The sequence below is a fragment of the Clostridiales bacterium genome, assembly GCA_014799665.1.
Classification (GTDB): Bacteria; Bacillota; Clostridia; order Christensenellales; family Pumilibacteraceae; genus Anaerocaecibacter.
This window is the reverse complement of the sequence record JAAVHP010000012.1, coordinates 315,047-335,271: the sequence shown is the minus strand read 5'-3', so window position 1 is coordinate 335,271 and position 20,225 is coordinate 315,047. Positions and strand designations below refer to the sequence as shown.

General features: G+C 44.7%; 20 protein-coding genes. 4 read left to right on the top strand and 16 right to left on the bottom strand.

The annotated features are described in order from the left end of the window. Positions 1-4: 4 nt before the first annotated feature. From HDT28_06175 to HDT28_06100, 16 genes are read right to left on the bottom strand one after another with little or no spacing between them, the layout of a single operon-like run. Entirely contained in the window at positions 5-1,477 is a 1,473-nt protein-coding gene (locus HDT28_06175; GenBank protein MBD5132157.1) for an MBOAT family protein, read from the bottom strand. Further along, positions 1,474-1,848 (bottom strand): hypothetical protein, encoded by a 375-nt coding sequence (locus tag HDT28_06170; protein ID MBD5132156.1) that lies wholly within the window; start codon positions 1,846-1,848, stop codon positions 1,474-1,476. The genes HDT28_06175 and HDT28_06170 overlap by 4 nt, the downstream gene beginning before the upstream one ends. Continuing rightward, positions 1,849-3,966 (bottom strand): leucine-rich repeat domain-containing protein, encoded by a 2,118-nt coding sequence (locus HDT28_06165; protein MBD5132155.1) that lies wholly within the window; start codon positions 3,964-3,966, stop codon positions 1,849-1,851. It abuts the gene before it with no gap. Between the two features lie 28 nt (positions 3,967-3,994). Next, entirely contained in the window at positions 3,995-4,594 is a 600-nt protein-coding gene (gene rfbC, locus HDT28_06160; GenBank protein ID MBD5132154.1) for a dTDP-4-dehydrorhamnose 3,5-epimerase, read from the bottom strand. Beyond that, on the bottom strand, positions 4,594-5,454 hold the full coding sequence (rfbD, locus tag HDT28_06155; GenBank protein ID MBD5132153.1) for a dTDP-4-dehydrorhamnose reductase: 861 nt from the start codon (positions 5,452-5,454) through the stop codon (positions 4,594-4,596). The genes rfbC and rfbD overlap by 1 nt, the downstream gene beginning before the upstream one ends. Next, on the bottom strand, positions 5,454-6,479 hold the full coding sequence (rfbB, locus tag HDT28_06150; GenBank protein ID MBD5132152.1) for a dTDP-glucose 4,6-dehydratase: 1,026 nt from the start codon (positions 6,477-6,479) through the stop codon (positions 5,454-5,456). The genes rfbD and rfbB overlap by 1 nt, the downstream gene beginning before the upstream one ends. Further along, on the bottom strand, positions 6,479-7,357 hold the full coding sequence (gene rfbA, locus HDT28_06145) for a glucose-1-phosphate thymidylyltransferase RfbA (GenBank protein ID MBD5132151.1): 879 nt from the start codon (positions 7,355-7,357) through the stop codon (positions 6,479-6,481). The genes rfbB and rfbA overlap by 1 nt, the downstream gene beginning before the upstream one ends. After that, positions 7,354-8,874 (bottom strand): hypothetical protein, encoded by a 1,521-nt coding sequence (locus HDT28_06140; GenBank protein ID MBD5132150.1) that lies wholly within the window; start codon positions 8,872-8,874, stop codon positions 7,354-7,356. The genes rfbA and HDT28_06140 overlap by 4 nt, the downstream gene beginning before the upstream one ends. Before the next feature lie 26 nt (positions 8,875-8,900). Continuing rightward, positions 8,901-9,881, bottom strand: a complete 981-nt coding sequence (locus HDT28_06135; protein MBD5132149.1) for an NAD(P)-dependent oxidoreductase — start codon at positions 9,879-9,881, stop codon at positions 8,901-8,903. Next, complete coding sequence (locus HDT28_06130) at positions 9,881-10,621, bottom strand: 2-C-methyl-D-erythritol 4-phosphate cytidylyltransferase (protein MBD5132148.1); 741 nt, start codon at positions 10,619-10,621, stop codon at positions 9,881-9,883. Before HDT28_06130 ends, HDT28_06135 begins: the two co-directional genes overlap by 1 nt. Further along, a complete protein-coding gene (locus HDT28_06125; protein ID MBD5132147.1) occupies positions 10,609-11,985 on the bottom strand; it encodes an oligosaccharide repeat unit polymerase in 1,377 nt (458 codons plus the stop codon). The genes HDT28_06130 and HDT28_06125 overlap by 13 nt, the downstream gene beginning before the upstream one ends. Continuing rightward, the gene (locus HDT28_06120) at positions 11,985-12,905 is read right to left on the bottom strand and encodes a glycosyltransferase (GenBank protein MBD5132146.1); all 921 of its coding nucleotides are present in this window, start codon (positions 12,903-12,905) and stop codon (positions 11,985-11,987) included. The genes HDT28_06125 and HDT28_06120 overlap by 1 nt, the downstream gene beginning before the upstream one ends. Then, positions 12,898-13,740 carry a LicD family protein gene (locus tag HDT28_06115; protein MBD5132145.1) on the bottom strand — a complete coding sequence of 281 codons (843 nt, stop codon included), beginning with the start codon at positions 13,738-13,740 and terminating at the stop codon, positions 12,898-12,900. The genes HDT28_06120 and HDT28_06115 overlap by 8 nt, the downstream gene beginning before the upstream one ends. 11 nt (positions 13,741-13,751) lie before the next feature. After that, the gene (locus HDT28_06110; protein MBD5132144.1) at positions 13,752-14,600 is read right to left on the bottom strand and encodes a glycosyltransferase; all 849 of its coding nucleotides are present in this window, start codon (positions 14,598-14,600) and stop codon (positions 13,752-13,754) included. Positions 14,601-14,602: 2 nt separating this feature from the next. Continuing rightward, on the bottom strand, positions 14,603-15,292 hold the full coding sequence (locus HDT28_06105; GenBank protein MBD5132143.1) for a sugar transferase: 690 nt from the start codon (positions 15,290-15,292) through the stop codon (positions 14,603-14,605). Beyond that, positions 15,286-16,491, bottom strand: a complete 1,206-nt coding sequence (locus HDT28_06100) for a DegT/DnrJ/EryC1/StrS family aminotransferase (GenBank protein MBD5132142.1) — start codon at positions 16,489-16,491, stop codon at positions 15,286-15,288. The genes HDT28_06105 and HDT28_06100 overlap by 7 nt, the downstream gene beginning before the upstream one ends. A 477-nt stretch (positions 16,492-16,968) precedes the next feature. Between HDT28_06100 and HDT28_06095 the strand changes: the two genes are divergently transcribed. The 4 genes from HDT28_06095 to HDT28_06080 all read left to right on the top strand — a co-directional run bounded on the left by HDT28_06095 (position 16,969) and on the right by HDT28_06080 (position 20,217). Further along, entirely contained in the window at positions 16,969-17,739 is a 771-nt protein-coding gene (locus tag HDT28_06095; protein MBD5132141.1) for a sigma-70 family RNA polymerase sigma factor, read from the top strand. Positions 17,740-17,901: 162 nt separating this feature from the next. Then, the gene (locus tag HDT28_06090) at positions 17,902-18,702 is read left to right on the top strand and encodes a MerR family transcriptional regulator (GenBank protein MBD5132140.1); all 801 of its coding nucleotides are present in this window, start codon (positions 17,902-17,904) and stop codon (positions 18,700-18,702) included. Further along, positions 18,695-19,507, top strand: coding sequence for an ABC transporter ATP-binding protein (locus tag HDT28_06085; protein ID MBD5132139.1), 813 nt, complete (start codon positions 18,695-18,697; stop codon positions 19,505-19,507). The genes HDT28_06090 and HDT28_06085 overlap by 8 nt, the downstream gene beginning before the upstream one ends. After that, positions 19,507-20,217, top strand: a complete 711-nt coding sequence (locus HDT28_06080) for an ABC transporter permease (protein ID MBD5132138.1) — start codon at positions 19,507-19,509, stop codon at positions 20,215-20,217. Before HDT28_06085 ends, HDT28_06080 begins: the two co-directional genes overlap by 1 nt. The last annotated feature ends 8 nt before the right edge of the window (positions 20,218-20,225 follow it).

The following is a 20,225-nucleotide window of genomic DNA, read 5'->3' as shown; positions in this document are numbered from 1 at the left end:
ACCGTTAAAACTGGAAATAAATAAATGCGCTTTCTCCGCCGCCCGATACGAGCGCGATCCACGCCAAAGCTATTGCGATAATCATACAAACGTATAATATGCTTCGCGCAAAAACGGCATTTGTCCCATTTGAGTTTATATATTGCTTAGTTTCGAATTTTGTTATACGCTGCGATAACGCCAAAATCGCGCACATTAGCATGATCTCTATAGCCGTCGACGCGGTAAAGCCTATGGACGAGAGCGCGCTCATACTTCCCGACCAATCGGTGAATATTTTCGAAATAAGTATTCCGCAATCCGAAAGAGAATTCCCCCTGAAAAATATCCAAGCAAAACAAACGAGCGCAAAAGTTATCGTGCGCCGCAAAAATACAGTCGCGGCATTGTCGGCAATTTTGAACCCGTGTTTCTGTTCCAACTTTTTTAATCCGGCATTTTTTGCCTTACCGACAATTTGGTAAACGCCGTGTATACCGCCCCACACAATAAATGTCAGCGCCGCGCCGTGCCACAAGCCGCTCAATAGAAAAACTATCATAACGTTGATAGCCCAGCGATAGGGCTTGCAACGGTTGCCGCCTAGAGGAATATAAACGTAATCGGTGAACCAAGTTGTTAACGAGATATGCCACCTACGCCAGAAATCTTTTATGCTCGTCGCTAAATAGGGTTGATTGAAATTATCGCTTAACCGCACACCCATCATTCGGGCAACCCCGATCGCAATTTCCGTATAACCCGAAAAATCGCAATATATTTGTATAGCAAACAAAACCGTAGCGATAATAACCGTTAATCCGTTTGATTGTGCGGGATTATTATATACCGCGTTTACGAATATTGCCACCCCGTCTGCAATGACCACCTTTTTAAAAAAACCTACTATCGCAATTCTGAACCCGTCGGCAAGATCTTCGGATTTAAACTTGTTCTTCGCTTTTAGCTGAGGAATAAGATTTTCGGGCCGTTCTATCGGACCTGCAACGAGTTGCGGGAAATAAGTTACAAACAGGGCATAGTAGCCTAAATGCCGTTCCGCTTTAATACGACCGCGGTAAACATCTATAACGTACGAGAGCGTTTGAAAAGTGTAAAACGATATGCCGACGGGAAGTATCAAACTGAACGTAAATTCCGCCCAGTTTCCGCCGAATACGTTGACAACGCTGATAAACAGATTTGTTGCAAAAGTGAAATACTTAAAGAAGAATAACGTTCCCAAACAACAAATAAGCGTTATTACAAGACAAGCCTTTTTTGCCTTTTTGTTATCATATTTTTCTATCAACAAACCGGCCACGTAAGAAACAGCCGTTGTAAATACGATAAGGAATATGAGCCACGGATTCCAACTCATGTAGAATAGATAACTTGCTACGAGCAGCATTATCCAACGAAATCTATGCGGCAATACCCAGTATAAAATAACTACAACGGGCAGAAAAATAAGAAAAGAAACCGAATTAAAACTCACAGCATCTCTCCTTTTGCCTCGTCGTTTTCTTCCGGGGGGTTATAAACTTCATCACTATTGTCCGGGCCGTCTTTTATATGAACGATAGACTCGCCTTCCGCCTGCTCATTATTTTTATCCGACGTCGTATTATGCGAAACGAAAGTCAATGCATATAAAAGCGTAAACACCAATACATATATCAACACTTCGGTAAATTCCGCTCCGAGAAGCAAAGAATACACTACGCAAACAAGCATTAATGTAAAACTACAAGCGGCAACGATTGTAGAGACGATCTTGTTTTTTATCAATCGATAAATCACGGCGGCAAAAAGAGCTATCACCGTTAAAGTAAGAATATATGGATTTGTTAAAAACACTGTATTCATTTACAACAACGACGAGTCCCTAAGCGCCTGGATCAGCTTGCTTATTATATTTTCCGTATGAGTATCTCTGAACGGAGCACCCAAATGGAAATCGTGTCCGACAAAATGCTCTCCCGCATAGATCGAGTCTTTCTGCTCGCCTATCAGCGTCACGTTTGAATCGGCAAGGACCGTCTTAACTAATTGAGTATAGTTATCCGCTGCCGCGATCATACTATCGGTCGTATCGTATGTCAGTTCCAAATTACAAACATTTATAGGCGAGAACGCAACAAACACGTTTACACCGTCTGCAATACGGCTGTAAATGTACGCATTCAACCGATTCCAGCAATCTTTATAATAATCTAAATTTTCAAAACTGCTTTTACCGCTGTACGCCTTATTTTCACCGCCTTCCGCTTCAACCATCTCGGTAGTAGAACGAATCCCAAAACTATCGTCGTCAACAAAGCCCTTAAAATACTCGGTGTATTCACGCGGCGGGTAAGGCGGTATCAATCTGTTTTTATTAAACGTAGCGAGCATAGAAAAAACATTAGCATAATTACTGACAGTCAAATACGACAAGAAATCGTAGTTCGTTTCGACAATTCTGTAAATCAAAGAATAATCACCGGTAAGAACCGCTGCTTGCTCCCCCGTCAAAGGTGAAACTGCAACATCGCCCAACAGCTGTCCGCCATACAACTCAGGCGCATGAATAAAAACGTCGCCCTCTCGCAAGGATTTGTTTATCACCTCAAACTGCGCCAAAGAGCAAAACCCGGCGTTCCAGCCCATATTGTATACATCAAATTCACCGTCGTAAACTTCCGAAAACATTTCTCGAATTTTATAAGTGCTGTACCCATATCTGACGCTCGAACCACCAAGCACTACGATTTTTCTTTTACCGTTATCCGCATTTTTTTCCAACAGATCGTACAAATCGGTTTTCTGTCCTATCTCTTGATAATTAAACCGCGGTTTATGAAATGCGTTTAAGTGCAGCGTAGTTAAATTTTTGCAACCTTTAAATGCGGCGTCGGTAATATTGACTATATTATCCGACATATAAATTTCGGTCAAATAAATGCAATCGAGAAATGCGTTGTCTTCGATTGTTTCGATTGAGTCGGGCAAATACAACGCTGAAAGCCCGCATCCCTTAAAAGCCTCCGAGGCAATCGACGATATTGTTTTTCCGTTGATTTCACGCGGAACAACGACCTCTCCGTTTTTATCGGGGACGCCTTTAAATTCGGTTATCCGATTTCCACTCTCATCAACTGCGAAATCGTTTACCGAAGCATAATTTTTCCAGATAGCGTCGAGCTTGATATAACGCTCGTCGTTCACTGCGACCCGACTGCCAAGCCCAACATAATCACCGTCCTCGCTAAGCCATCCCGCAAGCAATTTACTATCGCAATCTACTCCTTGCTCGCGAAGCTCGACTGCCGTCATGGTATTTGCACGGGGATGATGCGCTATAAGCGTTGCACAATCTTGTACGAGTTCGCTACCGTTAACAAAATCGTATATTATCGTATTGCGCATATCGCGTACGCTTTTGAAATTTGCATAAACGGTCGAATACGTTTTGAAATCAAAATTATCAAAGCCGGCGAAATAACTGTAAAGCTCCCCTCCGTTAGCAATATAATCTCCGATACTCCAACAAATAAATCTATAACCGTCTTTTGCGATAGCCGTTAAATCGACAATATCCGTAGAGTAGTACTCTCCCTTGTGAGCTTCTCCTAATGCGGATGTAAGCTTAATGCTTCCGAAGTTTTCATCGTATACTATATTAAACTCGTTAGTCGATAATTGCTTTGTCAGTAACCTTACCGTTACGTTGTAATTAACGTTTGATACCGTTAACGTTTGATTAAAACTAATGTCATCGGTATATTCACAGTTTTTATCGTCGCCGAAAACACCGGCTATTGCATAGCCGCGCTCCAATTCTATATCGAACGTAACTTCGCCGCCTCGGTCGATTTCATGTTTATTCCCGCCTTTGACAGAATAATGCTCGCCGTTCAAAACGGTTACGCTGACCTTCCCGTTATGCTCGTAATCGGGCGCGGCCTGCGAACACGCACAGAAAAACGCGGCACAGAAGGTCACAAAACAAAGTATTAATATTATTTTAACTTTATTTAATAACACTTAGATTATCCCACGCTTTATCCTTATCGCTCATAACGATCGGCGAACCGTCTTTTAGCGTATATCCGCTCGGATCGGCAGTGCCATTATATTCGCCGATTACGCCCCAGTCGATACCGATAGACGGATCGTTCCAAGCAATACCTCCCTCGTCGTTGGGATGATAGAAGTCTGTCACCTTATAGCAGAACTCCGCTGTATCGCTGAGCACCAAAAAGCCGTGCGCAAACCCCTCGCTTACATAGAACTGCTTTTTATTCTCCTCGGTGAGCTCCACACCGAACCATTTGCCGTATGTCTTACTTCCCTTACGAATATCTACGGCAACGTCGAATACGCTGCCTTTTATTACTCTGACAAGCTTGCCCTGAGGATATTGTTTCTGAAAATGCAAACCTCTAAGCACGCCTTTCACGCTCATAGACTGATTGTCCTGAACGAAGTTCATATTCAGTCCCGCTTCTTCCATATCCCGCTTGTTGTACGTTTCCATGAAATATCCGCGACTGTCGCCGTGAACGGCAGGCTCTATAATATAAAGCCCCTCTATTCCGCCGACATTCTTTTGTACTTTAATTTGTCCCATTATCCTTTGATCTCCTGTAAATATCTCTTAACGGCATTCTGCCAAGTCGGTAACGGTTTAAACCCGTTTTCTGCAAGCTTGCTTTTATCAAGCCGTGAATTGAGCGGCCGCTTGGCTTGCTGCGGAACCATTTTCAAATATTCTTCCGTCGTGACGGGATTGACTTTTACGGTCTTTCCCGCTTGCTTGAATATCTCGCACGCGAATTCGTAGCAACTGCAAAATCCGTCGTTCGTCGCGTGATAAACTCCGTATTTTTCGGTTTCGACCATATCTACGAGCAGTCGTGCCAAATCCTTGGTATAAGTCGGCGACCCGATCTGATCGTTTACAACGTTAAGCTCGGTCTTACCGCTATCCGCCAACCTAAGCATAGTCTTTACAAAATTGCCGCCGTTTACTCCGAACGCCCAAGTTATGCGGACGATAAAATGCTCGTCGAGTATTTCGGTAACGAAATCTTCACCCTGAATTTTCGTCTTTCCGTATACCGATAAACCTTTTCGCTCGTCGTCTACCTTGTACGGATCGTTACCCACGCCCTCGAAAACGTAATCGGTGGATATGAACGCCATTTTCGCATTGATATGCTTACACTGCTCTGCAATATATTTTGCGCCGAGCGCGTTGACATCGTACACCTTTTCGGGAAACTGTTCCGCCTTGTCCACAGCCGTCCATGCGGCACAGTGAATAACCGCATGAGGCTTTACCTCTCCGATAACGCTTTCGACCTGTTTCGGATCGGTAATATCCATCTCGTCGACGTCCACGCCTACCGCGGTATGCCCGCGGTTTTCAAGCTCTTTAACGACGTCGTAGCCGAGCTGTCCTTTTACACCCGTTACCAAAACTTTCATTATCTGTTTCCGTACATTTTTTCGTAGTAATTTTTATACTCGCCGCTTATTATCGTTTCCCACCATTCACGGTTATCTAGATACCACTTTATCGTCTTTTTAATGCCGTCCGCGAACTTGGTTTCAGGCAACCAGCCGAGCTCGTCGTGTATCTTTGTCGGATCGATCGCGTAACGCAAATCGTGCCCCTTGCGGTCGGTTACGTAGGTTATAAGGCTTTCGGGCTTGCCGAGCTCTTTACATATAAGCTTAACGATATCAATATTTCGCATTTCGTTATGCCCGCCTACGTTGTATACTTCCCCCACTCTGCCTTTATGGATAATCAAATCAATCGCCTTACAGTGGTCTTCCACATATAACCAATCGCGAACGTTCTCGCCCTTGCCGTACACGGGCAACGGCTTATCGTTAAGCGCGTTGGCTATCATAAGCGGAATAAGCTTTTCGGGGAAGTGGTACGGTCCGTAATTGTTGGAGCATCTGCTTATGCTTACGGGCAAGCCGTACGTTCTGTTATACGCAAGCACGAGTAGATCCGCGCTCGCCTTGCTCGACGAATACGGACTGCTCGTGTGAATAGGCGTGTTTTCGGTAAAGAACAAATCGGGACGGTCGAGAGGTAAATCGCCGTAAACCTCGTCCGTCGATACCTGGTGGTAACGCTCTATACCGTACTTACGGCACGCGTCCATGAGCGTTGCCGTACCCATTATATTCGTTTGCAGGAACACGTCGGGATTTTCTATGCTTCTGTCCACGTGGCTTTCGGCGGCGAAATTAACAACGATATTCGGCTTTTCCTCTTCGAAAAGCTTGTATACCGCCGCGCGGTCGCAAATATCTTCTTTAACGAAACGGAAGTTTTTATTATCCAAAACGCTTTTAAGCGTGGAAAGATTACCTGCATAGGTCAGCTTGTCCAAACACACTATGCGGTAGTTTGGATATTTATTGAGCATATGGAATACGAAGTTACTGCCGATAAAGCCGGCGCCGCCCGTAACGATTATAGTTTTCTTCATTATATATTCCCCTCCGCAACTTTTTTCAAATGCTCGCCGTACGGGGATTTGCCGTATTGCTCTGCCGCGGTCAGCAACTGCGCTTTCGTTATCCAGCCGTTATTAAACGCCACTTCCTCAGGCGCGGATATTGTTATCGCCTGCCTAGTGCTCATCATTTGCACAAACTCGGAAGCTTCCAATAGGCTGTCCATTGTTCCCGTATCCAGCCACGCAAAGCCGCTGCCGAGAAGCTCCACATTTAAATCGCCCGCTTCAAGATACAAGCGATTGAGATCGGTTATTTCCAGCTCGTTGCGTTTGGACGGCTTGACCTTTTTCGCGTATTCGACGACGCGCTTGTCGTAGAAATAAAGTCCCGTTATGCAATAGTTAGATTTCGGCTTTAGCGGCTTTTCCTCGACCGACAAAACTTTGCCGTTCTTATCGAACTCAACTATGCCGAAGCGTTGCGGATCATTTACGTGGTAGCCGAAAATCGTCGCCTTTCCTTTCTCCGCATTCGACGTAGCGCGTTTGAGATATTCGTCAAAGTGATTGCCGTAGAAGATATTATCGCCGAGCACCATGGCACACGCGTCGTTACCTATAAACTTTTCGCCGAGCAAAAACGCTTGCGCAAGCCCGTCAGGCGAAGGCTGAACACAGTAGCTTAGCTTAATACCGAGCTGGCTGCCGTCGCCGAGCAATTTTTCGAAATTGGGCAAATCGGTCGGCGTGGATATTATAAGGATATCACGTATGCCCGCTTGCATAAGCGTAGACAGCGGATAGAAAACCATCGGTTTGTCGTATACGGGCAGCAGTTGTTTGCTCGTTACCTTGGTCAGCGGATACAAGCGCGTTCCGCTTCCGCCCGCAAGTATTATACCTTTCATTCTTCCACCTCCGCAACAGGCGCCTGATCGCCGTCGTTATTTATCGCTTCGCTTTCCTCGGTATCGGCAACAGTCTCCTGCGCAACTTCTACCGTTTCGGTTGATTTGCGTTTGAATATTCTCTTAAACAACGCGACCAGCGATTTATAATTTATTGCGCCGTACACAACGAAAACTCCGAAATACGCCAGGCACCCCCACCAAAGCGAGAGCATACTCGCGCATAATATGAAAGCCGCCGTCATCACCGCCTCTATGATAAACTCTTTTACAAGATTAGCGTGAATTATCCTCGAAACGAATATTTCGGCAAGCACGGAATTGAGCATGATAACGAACACAACGCTCACAAGCAACGCGGTAAGATTTCCAAAAGCATAGGCGCATAATGCAAAAAGCGCAAACCCTACCGCTATCGAAATAACGTTGACAAGCAGCATGCTTTTTTCTTTGCGGTAAACTTTAAGATAATTGTTAGTAAGCAGGCTCACCTTAGACGAGTAAATTATTATGGGCAACAGCACGCCCAAATATATAAGGCTCTGCGAATATGCCGGAAGCCACTTATCCAAAATCCAACAGCCGGGAAAATAGAATATCATAATAAAGAACAACAACGGCGAAAGAACGCCGCGTATGCTCTTGTACATTTGCGGAAGCTTGTCGCGGTCGATGCGCTGTAACGACGGAAAAAGAACGACGCTTATTGCGGTAACAAATATCAGAAAAACATTCGAAACGCTGAATGCAAACGATACCTTTCCGAACACAAGCTCGTCCCACCGCCACTGTATGATCATTTTTGCGCCGCCAATCATAAGCATTGCGGACCAATTCGCCATTAGAAGAATGACGCCTGAAAAAACGTTTAATTTCAGCTCGGCAAACGTTTCGCGAAGCTTCAACGTTTTTCCCAAATATAAGCCGCGGTTAAAGAACAGTCCGATTACTATCGCAACAATATCTCCGCACAAATCGGCAATGCAATACCAATAGAAGTCGTTTACCCTAAGCGCAAGCAGAATAACTACGATAATTCCGTACGCAAGCCGTTGCGCAATGATCATTATTACGTACTTGTTTATACGGTTCGTAATTTGAAGCATATACGATCCGTACGTTACAAAATTCTTAGTAACGATGCCGACGGCAACAAGCGTAAATATTATTTTATTGGTTCCGCCTAGGGCGAGCAACGATGTCGCCCCCATAACTATCATAACTACGCTCGTAAAAATCAATAAAACGGTAAACTGCGAACGCAACCTCGGTTTATCGAGTTCTTCATAATCGTATTTGGAATAACGCAATACAAGCCCGTCAAGCAAACCGAAATGCAGAACGCCTACGTAACCGACGTATAACACGTACGTTTGCCAATAGGCGTACTGATACTCGTCGATAAACCTCGGAACGATGAGAGTAAGAACAAAGCTCACAACCATCGATATAATTTGCGCTATTATAGAAAAAACAACGTTAGACGCGAATTTTTTTGCCGTTATCGTTTTCGTCATAGGTACAAAATCAATTCTACCGAATATTAAAGCCCCTTGCTTTTTCGCATATATGCTATGGTATTATCGAACATCTCTTTCAGCCCGACCTTAGCCGTCCAACCGAGCGCATTCAGCTTTTTGCACGATAAATTCATGTGCAACGTGGGAGCATAACCGAACTTCGTTACGTCTTCTTCTTTTATTTCGACTTTTATTCCGTTCGAGCATTTTTCGGCGACGAGCCGAGCCATTTCATAAATGCTGCAATACGTATCTTCATTCGCGGCATTATACGCCTCGCCGCTTTCTCCGTACAGTAGCACGGCAAGAATAGCGCTAACCGCATCGTCGATATAAAGATAATTGCGTTTAGTTTCGCCTTTGGTTTTGAGTATAATGTTCCTATTCTCTATTGCGCATCTTGCAAATTCGGCGAACACCCTGCCGTCGTCATACCTAACCCCTTCACCGAAAGTCTGAGTAAGTCTTATCACTTTTGCGGGTAGATCGTATTGTTTAGAATACGCCGCGCACAAGCATTCGCATAGTCTTTTGCTCTCGGGATAGCAAGACCGAACGCTCATCGCATTCAAGTTTGTAGGGCTGTCTTCAGAGATTTTGTCATCTGTAGTTGGGCAGCCGTACACTTCCATTGTGGATAAATACACGAAGCTTTTTACGTTGTTGTTTACCGCAAAGTCAAGGGCACGCTCTGTTCCTCGAATGTTTTTCGATATTACGTCGGCGGGGCGTTCCGCAAAATCTTTGCTTGAAGTAAAGGACGCGCAGTGTATAACGTAATCCGCGCCAATATTCTCCGCTTGCAGGTGGCACATGTCACAAACAAAATAGCGAATTTTCGTTTGCGGCAAATCCGAAAATATTTCTTTCGCTCTTGCTTCGTCGCGCACGAGAGCTATAACGTTTGCGTTTTGCAAAACAAGCTTTCTTACCAGCGCTTGTCCTATAAGCCCCGTCGCGCCCGTGATAAAAACATTTTTTCCGTTGAGTTGAGAGTAATCCATCATTCCTCGTCGCCGTAGATCTGATTGTTTTCGCGCACGTCGAGTATAGCGCGCATGGTATAATAATCGTCGGGCGTGGTGATTTTTATGTTCTCGTACGGTCCGTCTATCATGTGAAGCGTATGACCGTAATGCTTCATCATCGTACAGGAATCGATAAAATCGAACTTGTTTTCCGATATCGCTTTTTCGTGCGCCGATAATATATCGTTTAGATAGAAGGATTGCGGTGCTTTTGCCACGCGCGAATTTTTACGCTCGGGAACGTTGAGTATATTGCCGCCGTCGTCTATCTCGACGATCGTTTCTTTAACGATGCCCGCCGTAATGCACGAACCGTAATTTTTCACGCTCTCGATATTTTCCGATATGACCTTTTCGTTTATAAGCGGACGAACACCGTCATGGATAAGAACTATCGCTTTATCTACGGTTGCCGTTTTTTTAGCGGCAACAAGCCCGTTGTATATAGATTGCTGTCCCGTCGCGCCGCCGGGAACTATGTCTTTGACCTTGGTAATGCCGTATCGCTCGACAAGAAAGCGCATCTTATCTATATACTCTTTAACGCAAGCAATAACTATTGCGTCGATATTTTCGCAGCGCTCAAAATGTTCGAGCGTGTGAATTATGATCGGCTTGCCGTGAATGACGAGAAACTGTTTGGGAATATCCCTACTCCTCATTCTGCTACCGACGCCACCGGCAAATATAACGGCTATATTAGCTATTCCTTGCATTTACAGCACTCTCCTTTCGGCAATGAGACAATCCTTTTTTTACTTATACGCCCGCGACCGCAAGCAAAATAATATATGATTGCGCACCAAACGATTTCGTATACAAAGCCAAGATGAAATCTGCGAATTAGCTGCTCCGCAATCGCGAAGAAAACGATGGGATAAATAAGAAGACAATAAATGAGCCAAGAGAACGCATTGTTACGTTTTTTTGCGCGCTCAAAAAGAAAACCGTAAAAAGCCCCGATCGCAAACGGAAAAATTATCACGCCGAAATATCCAAAGTCCTGTACGTACGGATACATTGCCGAATATATGTTTGATACGTAGACATAGCCGTTTGGCGACGTAAATATTATCATCTCGTCAAATCTTGCTATATCCGCCACCCCTTGAATTTGAGCCCCAAACGGACTTAGAAGCGTATTTAAAAGATTGATAAACGTGCTGAACGTCGATGCACCGTAATACAGCTCCCCGTCGAATTTTTGCAACCATAGATTAAAATTATACAGACCCGAACCGCCGTATATACTGATTGCGCGCGTAAAGTCGGACGAGTACTGCTTAGCCTTCCCCATAAGGAAGAATATTACCACAACTATCATGAGCAAGATGATGACGCGAAATACAATTTGTTTATTTGCATACCGCATATTCTTACTTTTGTGTTGAAAAAATACTACGTACATGCAAATTGCGTAAATGGCAAATCTCAAAAATATATTTCTGTCGGACGACATGATCGCAAGAACAATAAAGAGTAAAATAGGCACTGCTAATCTAATAAATGTTTTGTACGGCTTGTTTGAGAACAGCTCTTGCAAAAAGCGAAATAAACTGATATATGCGATTGCCGTAATGATTTCCCGCATTTGATTGAAAACAAATCCGGGTGAATAATTGTTGTTTACAACATTATTGTAGATATTGCGAAGCATAGTGCTTAACGACGACGACAAGCCTACGTCCATCACTAATTTTAAAACGTACAAAACCGTACATACCAGCGAAATCAACAACAAGGAGTTAGTGGGATATCTCTTTCTGCTCGGATTTGTTCCGTATAGCTCGCTTTTTTTAACCGTAACGACCGAATTCTCCGGGTATTTTGCGGTAGTCTTGCGAAAGAGCTTAGTAATAATAAGCATACCGCAACCGAAAGCCAACAGCGCGGTAGTTACGTATAACACAAAAATTCCGCTGATTTGCACGTTCCAGTTTTCCCAGTTGCACAGAATAATAATATACGGTAAAAATACGGCAAGACATAATAAAAACCACGGAGACAATAAGTTCCGTTTGCCTGCAAAGTACGATACGCACAGAAGTATTATCAAAATAGCAAGCATCAAAAAAGCCATCAATATAATCCCAGTAACACCTTTATAATAAAACCTGTCTTACTCTCGCCCGTATAGGAGCGTAGCAACTTATTATTCTTTATAAGTAATCGCTTATTTTTTAATTTATGAGCGTTCGCGCAAACTTCGAGCAAATAATCTTTTTTTGCTTCGTCCGGAAATTTTTCGCAAATCTCTTTTGCCGTCAAGCTTCTGCTGTTTCTGTTTTCTTTGTTGAACAACTTTCTCTTTATTGCCTTTCTACGTTTTTTTGCGCTGATTTGCGCGCCGACCACATTGTTTTCATGTTGGCGGTACTTTATAAACGAGCGCGTATCATAAATCAACCCACCGTGCACCGCCGCCACCAACGGAGCCCATACGTCGTGCATTCTGCTTCTTAATAACCGCTGAGAAGGCCGCTTGATTTCTTCGGTCAAAAGCTTGTACAGCTTACTCGTAAAAACCATGGTACAGCCGGCTATCATATTATTTTGCACGATAGCTATCGGAGTCATATTGATCTTCGCGTCTGTGGCATAACGCATTCCTATATGTTGCCCCGCTTGATCGACGCATTCTTGATTTGACCCGTATAGCAACGCGTCTTTTTCTTCTAGCATTTTTACCGCTTCGCTGAGCTTATTCGGCTCCCAGATATCATCTTGATCCGAAAACGCATAAAAGTCGAAATCATTCGAAACCGAGTATAATAAATTCATAAAGCTGTTCGCAACGCCGACGTTCTGCGCATATTCGACCTTAACGTTGGCGTGTTCGGTTTCATATGCGGAAAGTATATCCTTCGTGCCGTCGGACGATCCATCGTCACGCACGAACAAAATCACTTCTACGCCTTGCTGGTCGAGTATGCTGTCGATCTGTTCGCGAATATATTTTTCGCCGTTATAGCTACTCATTAAAACGGCAACTTTATTCATCGGCTTCACCTATATCGTCTTTGTAGAACGCCTCAAACGTATGATGCGAAACGCGCTTTTCTTCTGGCGGCAAAGTCATATAATCGCCGTATAGGCTTTTAAGATATTCGTCATAACCCGCTATTGCCTTAAACTTCTGTCCCTCAAAATCCAAATCGACGTAATCGGTATAGAGCGTTACGGGCAGAATCTCTTTAAGCCTGTACGACCCGCCGACCGCTCCTACAAATTTCGCGCTGTCAAAATCAATATCGGTATATTTTTTTAGAACTTTTGCAAAAGTTTTTTTCTTATTGATGCAGCGGCTGGCAACGTATGCGCCAAAACGCGCAGGCTCGTAATACCATGCGTGGGTTTTTGAACGGAAAAACTTTTTCCATTGCGCCGCCACCAACAACGACCGCTTGATGGACGTGGATTGAAATCTTTTTTTTGCTTCGTCGTAAGTGTCGCCCAATCCGTCGATGGGGAAAACGTCGATAAACACCCCTACGTTTAAATCGGTTTTGACTATATTCTCGTCTTTCAAAACCGTATTGGGATCGTAAACTTTGGCAGACATATCAACGTACGATTTATCGTTTTCCCATGAGCAAACGGCAAATGGGACTTCGTGCGAGGCACAATACGAAATAAATGCGTCGTAATCGGGTCGCGGCATCATTATGTCGATATCATCGTCCCACGGGATAAAGCCTTTATGTCGCACTGCCCCGAGCAATGTTCCGCCGCCCAACGAATACCGAAACCCACACTCAACGCAAATCTCGTGAACTTGCGAAAGTAATTTCAATTCGATTTTTTTAAGTTGTTCCAAATCTATTGTCTTTGTCATAATCGTTAATTCTATTTTCGAGCGAATTTTTTATATGCCCATTGCCGCATTCTATTAGGCATAAGCACGTATAAAATAAATCGAATCGTCTTAGCTTTTACATAAGACCCAAACCCGATTATTTTGTTTTTGTACATATACTTAAACAAATCCCGCTCGCTCTTATAATACTTGTATCCGCCTCGGCGTGCGAACGTCGACTCATCTATCCTCGCGCATACGAGATTTTCTTGAATATTATAAAATTTTGCGCCCGCTAAATACATACGAACCCAAAGATAACTGTCCTCGTTATAATGCCAATGCAAATACCCGCCCGCTTTTTCTACGTCGGTTTTTTTGAACATAACGGTCATATGATTGAACGGACATCTCTTTTTAAGATATTCGCAAATGTCATCATGATCACGCGGAACGTTTCGATAGCTTACCACGTTACTTACGCTATCGATAAATTCCGCAATATTTGATCCAACTATCGACAGTTCTTCGTCATTTTCAAAACAATCAAGCTGTTCCTCGAATCTGTTTTTAACACAAATATCGTCAGTGTCCATTCTTGCGATTATCTCGTTTGAACAATGAGCCATGCCTTCCTTCAACGCATTTCCCAAACCTACGTTTTGTTCCAAGCGGATAATTTTGCATCCCGATAAATCATTTTCCAGCGAATCAAGATAATCGTTTAGCTCGCTCGACACTTGCCCGTCTCGAACAATAACGTACTCGGTTGCCTTTACCGTTTGATTTTCCAAACTGTCAAGGCATTCTTTCAGTTCGCTTAGCTTTGTGTTTTTATAAACAGACATCAAAACGGAAAATTCCCGCTGTTTCGATTGTTCTTCCAAAATTTCTTCCAATTTTATCTCCCGAACACCGCACCTACGGTTTGGAACATGATACCTATATCACGCCAAAACCCGCACTTGCGTAAAGCTTGAAAGTTATACTCCATCTTGCCGGGCAGCACGTCGTTTACGTAAGTCTCGTCTGCGTCCTCGGCATTTTCGAGCAATTTGTCCTCGTCCTTATACTTAATGCTCGCCAGGCTGGTAACGCCCGCGGGCAATAACAACGTCGCCATCATTTCGTCGGTATACCGATCCACATACTTCGGAACCTCGGGGCGCGTCCCAACGAAGGTCATCGTTCCGACGAGTACGTCTATCAGCTGGCTTATTTCGTCCAAGCGTAACCGCCGTATCCGCCGCCCAACCTTGGTTATTCTGCTGTCACCCGCAACGGTTACCTGACTGCCTATCTTATCGGCGTCCGTAACCATCGTCCTGAATTTATGTATACGAAAATGCTTGCCGTACTGCGTGACGCGCTCCTGCCTGTAAAACACAGGACCTTTGCTGTCGAACTTTATCGCAATCGCCAAAATAAGAAAAGCGAGCGATAACAGTATCAACATTAAAAGCGAAACCACTATATCGAACACTCGCTTCCAAAACAGCGAGAAGTTCTTTTTCCGCAGCTTCCGCCAATACGGATACACCGCGTCGTTTTTCATTTTTTCGGGAAGCTTATCCCACTTACAAACTAACATTTATACTTTTTAACAATCCCGCAAAAGCTTTCGATAATGTACTCCACCTCGTCGTCAGTGAGACAGGTATGTAACGGCAAGGTTATCTCGTTCGCAAACTGCGCGTAGGCGTTGGGATAATTTTTGATATCGAACCCAAGCTGTTTATACGCCGTATGCATGGGGAGCGGCTTATAATGAACGTTGCATGCAACGCCCTTTTCCGCCATTTGCGTAATTATATCGTTACGCTGTTCTATCGATATGTTCGGCACGCGCGTAATATACAAATGTCCCGAAGACGTATGCTCGTTCGTATAGTGCGACAGCACCCCTATTCCGAGCGGCTTAAACGCTTTGTCGTACTTTTCGATTATTTCGCGCCGACGCTTTAAAATCTGCGGATAACGCTCGAACTGCGCAAGCCCCATAGCCGCCGCCACGTCGGTCATGTTACACTTGTACCAAGTGCCGATAATATCGTACTCCCACGCGCCGAGCTGAGTTTTTGCAAGCGCGTCCTTGTTTTGTCCGTGTAACGACAAAAGCTGTAATTGACGGTAAAGCTCCTCGTCGTCTATTCCGTCTATATGATTCCAGGTAAGCGCACCGCCCTCGCCCGTCGTAAAGTTCTTGACCGCATGAAAGCTGAACGACGAGAAGTCCGCTATGCTTCCCGCCATTTTGCCGTGCCACGCCGCACCGAACGCATGCGCAGTATCCGCTAAAACGACAATTCTTCCGATAGCTTTTTGAATATCGTTGTTCGGCTTGAACAGCTTTTTCTTTTTTTCGACGATCTCGAAGATTTTATCGTAATCGCACGGGATACCCGCCAAATCGACGGGGATGATCGCCTTGGTGCGCTCGGTGATTGCTTTTTCCAATGCGGCATAGTCCATCTCTAAACTATCCGATTGCGTATCGACGAGCACGACTTTTGCGCCGACATGACAAATGACCGACGCCGACGCGGTGTAGGTATACGCCGAAGTGATTACCTCGTCGCCCTCTCCTATACCGAGAACGCGCAACGCCATTTCTGAGCAAGCGGTCTGAGAATTAAGACAAACGCACTTAGGTGTGCCGACGTATTCGGCAATCAGCTTTTCGAGCTTCTTTACTCTCGGACCGGTAGTGATCCAACCGGACTTTAACGCTTCCGCAACCTCGTTTATTTCAAGCTCGGAAATGTCCGGCGGCGAGAATTTTATATTCATCTGTTTCATTTTATGCTTTTACCCATTAAGTAAAATTTAGTGTGCTTCGCCAATTCAAGTCGGTATAAACTTGAATTTTTCTCTTTGGTATGACGGCGAAAGGGGCGTGCCGAGACAAATCCTACGAGCATTTACCTAGCGCTGTTGAAGCACGTTTGTACCCGCTAACCCACCTTAAATTCGGGCATACGTTTACAAATCTCATTATACTATATTGTTTACAAAATAGCAAGAGATTAACATAAATTAACCCAAATACTTATTTTTATTCTCTTTACACTATAGCGTATTCCGATTTTAATCGTGTATGAGCATTTCGCGGTTAATCGACGACATTTTCACAATCTACTCCGATATACCGGAATATTACCCCTTTTACATAGCCAAACTTTTTGTATATCCCATACCCGATGCCAACCCGTGTTGAACATAGGGTTGGCATCGGGCAAATCGGCAACTAACCAAAGAGGTATACGCATGAAAACACGAGTAGACATTTGCGGACTGGATACGTCCACCCTGCCCAAGCTCAAACACGAAGAAATGATGGAGCTTATAGTCAAGGCGCAGAACGGCGACGAGGCGGCGCGAGAGCTCTTTATTATGGCAAACCTGCGCCTTGTTCTTTCGGTGACGCAACGCTTCGCCGCGAAAAAGCAGAGCGTGGACGATATTTTCCAGGTCGGCTGTATCGGGCTTATTAAGGCAATGGAAAACTTCAACGTTTCGTACAACCTGCGCTTTTCCACCTACGCAGTACCCATGATAATCGGCGAGATACGCAGATTTTTACGCGATTGCTCGCCGCTCAGAGTTTCTCGGTCGGTGCGCGACACGGCGTACCACGCGCTTCAAGCCCGACAAAAAATCGAGTACGAAACGGGCGACGCGGCTACTCTCGAAGATATCGCCGCCGCCCTAGATATGCCCGTCAGAGACGTAGTGTACGCCCTCGACGGCATTTCCGATCCCGTGTCACTGTTCGACCCCGTCTACCACGACGGCGACGACACCGTGCTCGTCATGGACCAGATTGCGGGCGCGGACGACGAAAACCGATTGAGCAAGATCGACGTGGACGAAGCGGTCGAGCACCTCAGCGATCGCGAGCGCAAAATTCTTATGATGCGCTTCTACGACGGCAAGACACAAATGGAAGTATCGAAAGAGATCGGCATTTCGCAAGCGCAGGTGTCGCGGCTCGAAAAAACGGCTATCGCCGCGATACACAAAAAAGTAGTCGATTAGAAAAGACCGAAATTCCGTTTAATACACCTAACATTAAGGCGCGGCAAAAAGTCGCGCCTTTTTCGCTTCCCTATTTGCTACGCTATAAATATTTTTAAAATGCGTTAAAATGCTTGCTTGTTACGCCGCGTAATGATTTATAATACATGAAAGGAGTGAATTATGACAAAGTATAAAGCAATACCGCAAGGCTATATGACCGTCGGCGAAGTCGCAAAGAAAATGGGCATAACCGTTCGCGCATTACAATATTACGACCGCGAAGGGCTGTTCCGTCCATCCTGCATAAGCGAGGGCGGGCGGCGGTTGTACAACGACGAGGATATAATCAAGCTCCACCAATTTCTAACTCTTAAATCGCTCGGCTTTTCGTTCGACGAAATCAAAAACCGCTTGATTTCGATCGACACGCCCCAAAAAGCGATAGACGCACTTACCGAACAAGGCAATGCCGTTCAAGCGCAGATCGATACACTCGCCCGCTCTTTACAGTCGATCGAGCTATTGAAAAACGAAATTGAGCAAATGCAAGCCGTAGATTTTTCTAAGTATGCCGATATAATCGTCAACCTGCAAATGGGAAACAAGTATTACGGTCTTATAAAATATTTTGACGATAATATGCTCGATCACTGTCACAAAAAATTTGATAGAGCTACCGGCGCAGATTTTATTAATAGATTCAACGCAATTATAAGCGTAGCCGAAAAACATATCGAAAACGGCGTTTCACCGAACAGCGAACAGGGGCAAACCATTGCAAAGGAGTTTTGGCAGCTGATAACCGAATTTACCGACGGCGATATGAGTATGCTGCCGCAGTTGATGAATTTAGGAAAAACGCAAGCAAGCGACGGCGGCTTTAACAATATACAAAGCACGCTAAAAGGCTTTATCGAGCCTGCGCTTGGTGCGTACTTTAATAATTCGGGCATCGACCCTTTCGAGGGAAATAATGGATAACGTAATCGAAATTAAGCAATTATATAAATGCTACGGCGCAAACCAGGTGTTAAATGGCATTGACCTTACCGTACATAAAGGCGAAATTTTGGGTTTGCTCGGTGTAAACGGCGCGGGCAAAACCACTACTCTTGAATGTATAGAGGGCTTGCGCTCATACGATAGCGGCACAATTACGATCAACGGTAAAATAGGTATTCAATTGCAGTCCTCTACCCTGCAAGCGCACGTTAGACCCATGGAAGCGGTAAAACTGTTTGCAAAATGGACCAAGACCGCGCCCGATAACGAAATGCTGAATTCGCTCGGTATCCCCGAACTATCGAAAAAGAAGTACGCCGATTTATCGACGGGACAAAAACGCCGATTGCACCTAGCATTAGCTCTTATCGGCGATCCCGATATTATCTTTCTCGACGAGCCGACTGCGGGGCTCGACGTCGAAGGGCGCGTGTCGTTGCACGAACAGATCCGCGCGTTAAGATCTCACGGCAAAACGATAATTCTCGCAAGCCACGATATGGCGGAAGTGGAATATCTATGCGACCGAATAGCCGTTTTAAAGGACGGCTGTATCGCTTTCATCGGCACGGTTGACGAGTTTACGGCAAACGGCGGTAATAGGCATATTATCCGCATAAAAACCGCCGACGGTCAGGAAGAATACGAAACCGAAAATATAGCCGAAACGCTATTGAAAATACTGACCGACTATACGAAAAAGGGTATCGTCATAAACTCCGTTCAAACCGACATAATTTCGCTTGAACGGCATTTTATTAACGTAGTTAGGAGTGCGGAATAATGAAAGCGTTATTTTACGGAATAGGTTTACAATTCAAATTGGATATACGCAGTAAAGGTATGCTTATCACCTGTTACCTTATTCCGCTGGTGTTTTTTCTGTTTATGGGCGGGATCTTTACTTCAATCGACGCCGACGCCGCAAAAACGCTGATTTCGTCCATGACGGTATTTACGATAACAATGAGCGCACTAATGGGGCTTCCGCCCGCTCTTGCCGAGGTTTACGGCACCGACGTTAAAAAGGTTTACAAAGCGAACGGCGCGCCTATTTGGTTTGGCGTTATAACGCAGTTTATTTCGTCATTTATACATACGCTTGCGGTATGTCTTATTATTTTCGCCGTATCGCCTTTTATATTTAAAGCCGAGTTGCCCGCAGATATACTTATGTATTTTTTATCGCTCATAGCGTTGCTTGCGGTAACGCTTGCCGTAGGCTGTATTTTCGGACTTTTAATAAAGCAACAGTCGAAGCTGACTATGGCGGCAATGATAATTTTCCTGCCGTCCATTATGCTCTCGGGCATTATGTTTCCCGCAGAGCTGCTGCCCACGTTTATGCAATATATCTCTTATGCTTTTCCCGCAACGATAGCTTTTAAGGCTATGACGAGTATTCAAATATGGCACTTGCCCGTATTGGTTGCCGTCTTTGCCGTTCTTTGCGGAGTTATCGCATTGCTGTTAAAATTCAGGATAAAACGCTAATCGTTAGG

Coding starts and splice junctions, on each gene's coding strand:
- HDT28_06090 (MBD5132140.1), top strand. CDS start 17,902: ATGACAAAGTATAAAGCAATACCGCAAGGCTATATGACCGTCGGCGAA.
- HDT28_06140 (MBD5132150.1), bottom strand. CDS start 8,874: ATGACGAAAACGATAACGGCAAAAAAATTCGCGTCTAACGTTGTTTTT.
- HDT28_06095 (MBD5132141.1), top strand. CDS start 16,969: ATGAAAACACGAGTAGACATTTGCGGACTGGATACGTCCACCCTGCCC.
- HDT28_06120 (MBD5132146.1), bottom strand. CDS start 12,905: ATGAATAAAGTTGCCGTTTTAATGAGTAGCTATAACGGCGAAAAATAT.
- HDT28_06105 (MBD5132143.1), bottom strand. CDS start 15,292: ATGTTAGTTTGTAAGTGGGATAAGCTTCCCGAAAAAATGAAAAACGAC.
- rfbC (MBD5132154.1), bottom strand. CDS start 4,594: ATGGGACAAATTAAAGTACAAAAGAATGTCGGCGGAATAGAGGGGCTT.
- HDT28_06100 (MBD5132142.1), bottom strand. CDS start 16,491: ATGAATATAAAATTCTCGCCGCCGGACATTTCCGAGCTTGAAATAAAC.
- rfbB (MBD5132152.1), bottom strand. CDS start 6,479: ATGAAGAAAACTATAATCGTTACGGGCGGCGCCGGCTTTATCGGCAGT.
- HDT28_06125 (MBD5132147.1), bottom strand. CDS start 11,985: ATGGCTTTTTTGATGCTTGCTATTTTGATAATACTTCTGTGCGTATCG.
- HDT28_06080 (MBD5132138.1), top strand. CDS start 19,507: ATGAAAGCGTTATTTTACGGAATAGGTTTACAATTCAAATTGGATATA.
- rfbD (MBD5132153.1), bottom strand. CDS start 5,454: ATGAAAGTTTTGGTAACGGGTGTAAAAGGACAGCTCGGCTACGACGTC.
- rfbA (MBD5132151.1), bottom strand. CDS start 7,357: ATGAAAGGTATAATACTTGCGGGCGGAAGCGGAACGCGCTTGTATCCG.
- HDT28_06085 (MBD5132139.1), top strand. CDS start 18,695: ATGGATAACGTAATCGAAATTAAGCAATTATATAAATGCTACGGCGCA.
- HDT28_06130 (MBD5132148.1), bottom strand. CDS start 10,621: ATGCAAGGAATAGCTAATATAGCCGTTATATTTGCCGGTGGCGTCGGT.
- HDT28_06170 (MBD5132156.1), bottom strand. CDS start 1,848: ATGAATACAGTGTTTTTAACAAATCCATATATTCTTACTTTAACGGTG.
- HDT28_06115 (MBD5132145.1), bottom strand. CDS start 13,740: ATGACAAAGACAATAGATTTGGAACAACTTAAAAAAATCGAATTGAAA.
- HDT28_06135 (MBD5132149.1), bottom strand. CDS start 9,881: ATGGATTACTCTCAACTCAACGGAAAAAATGTTTTTATCACGGGCGCG.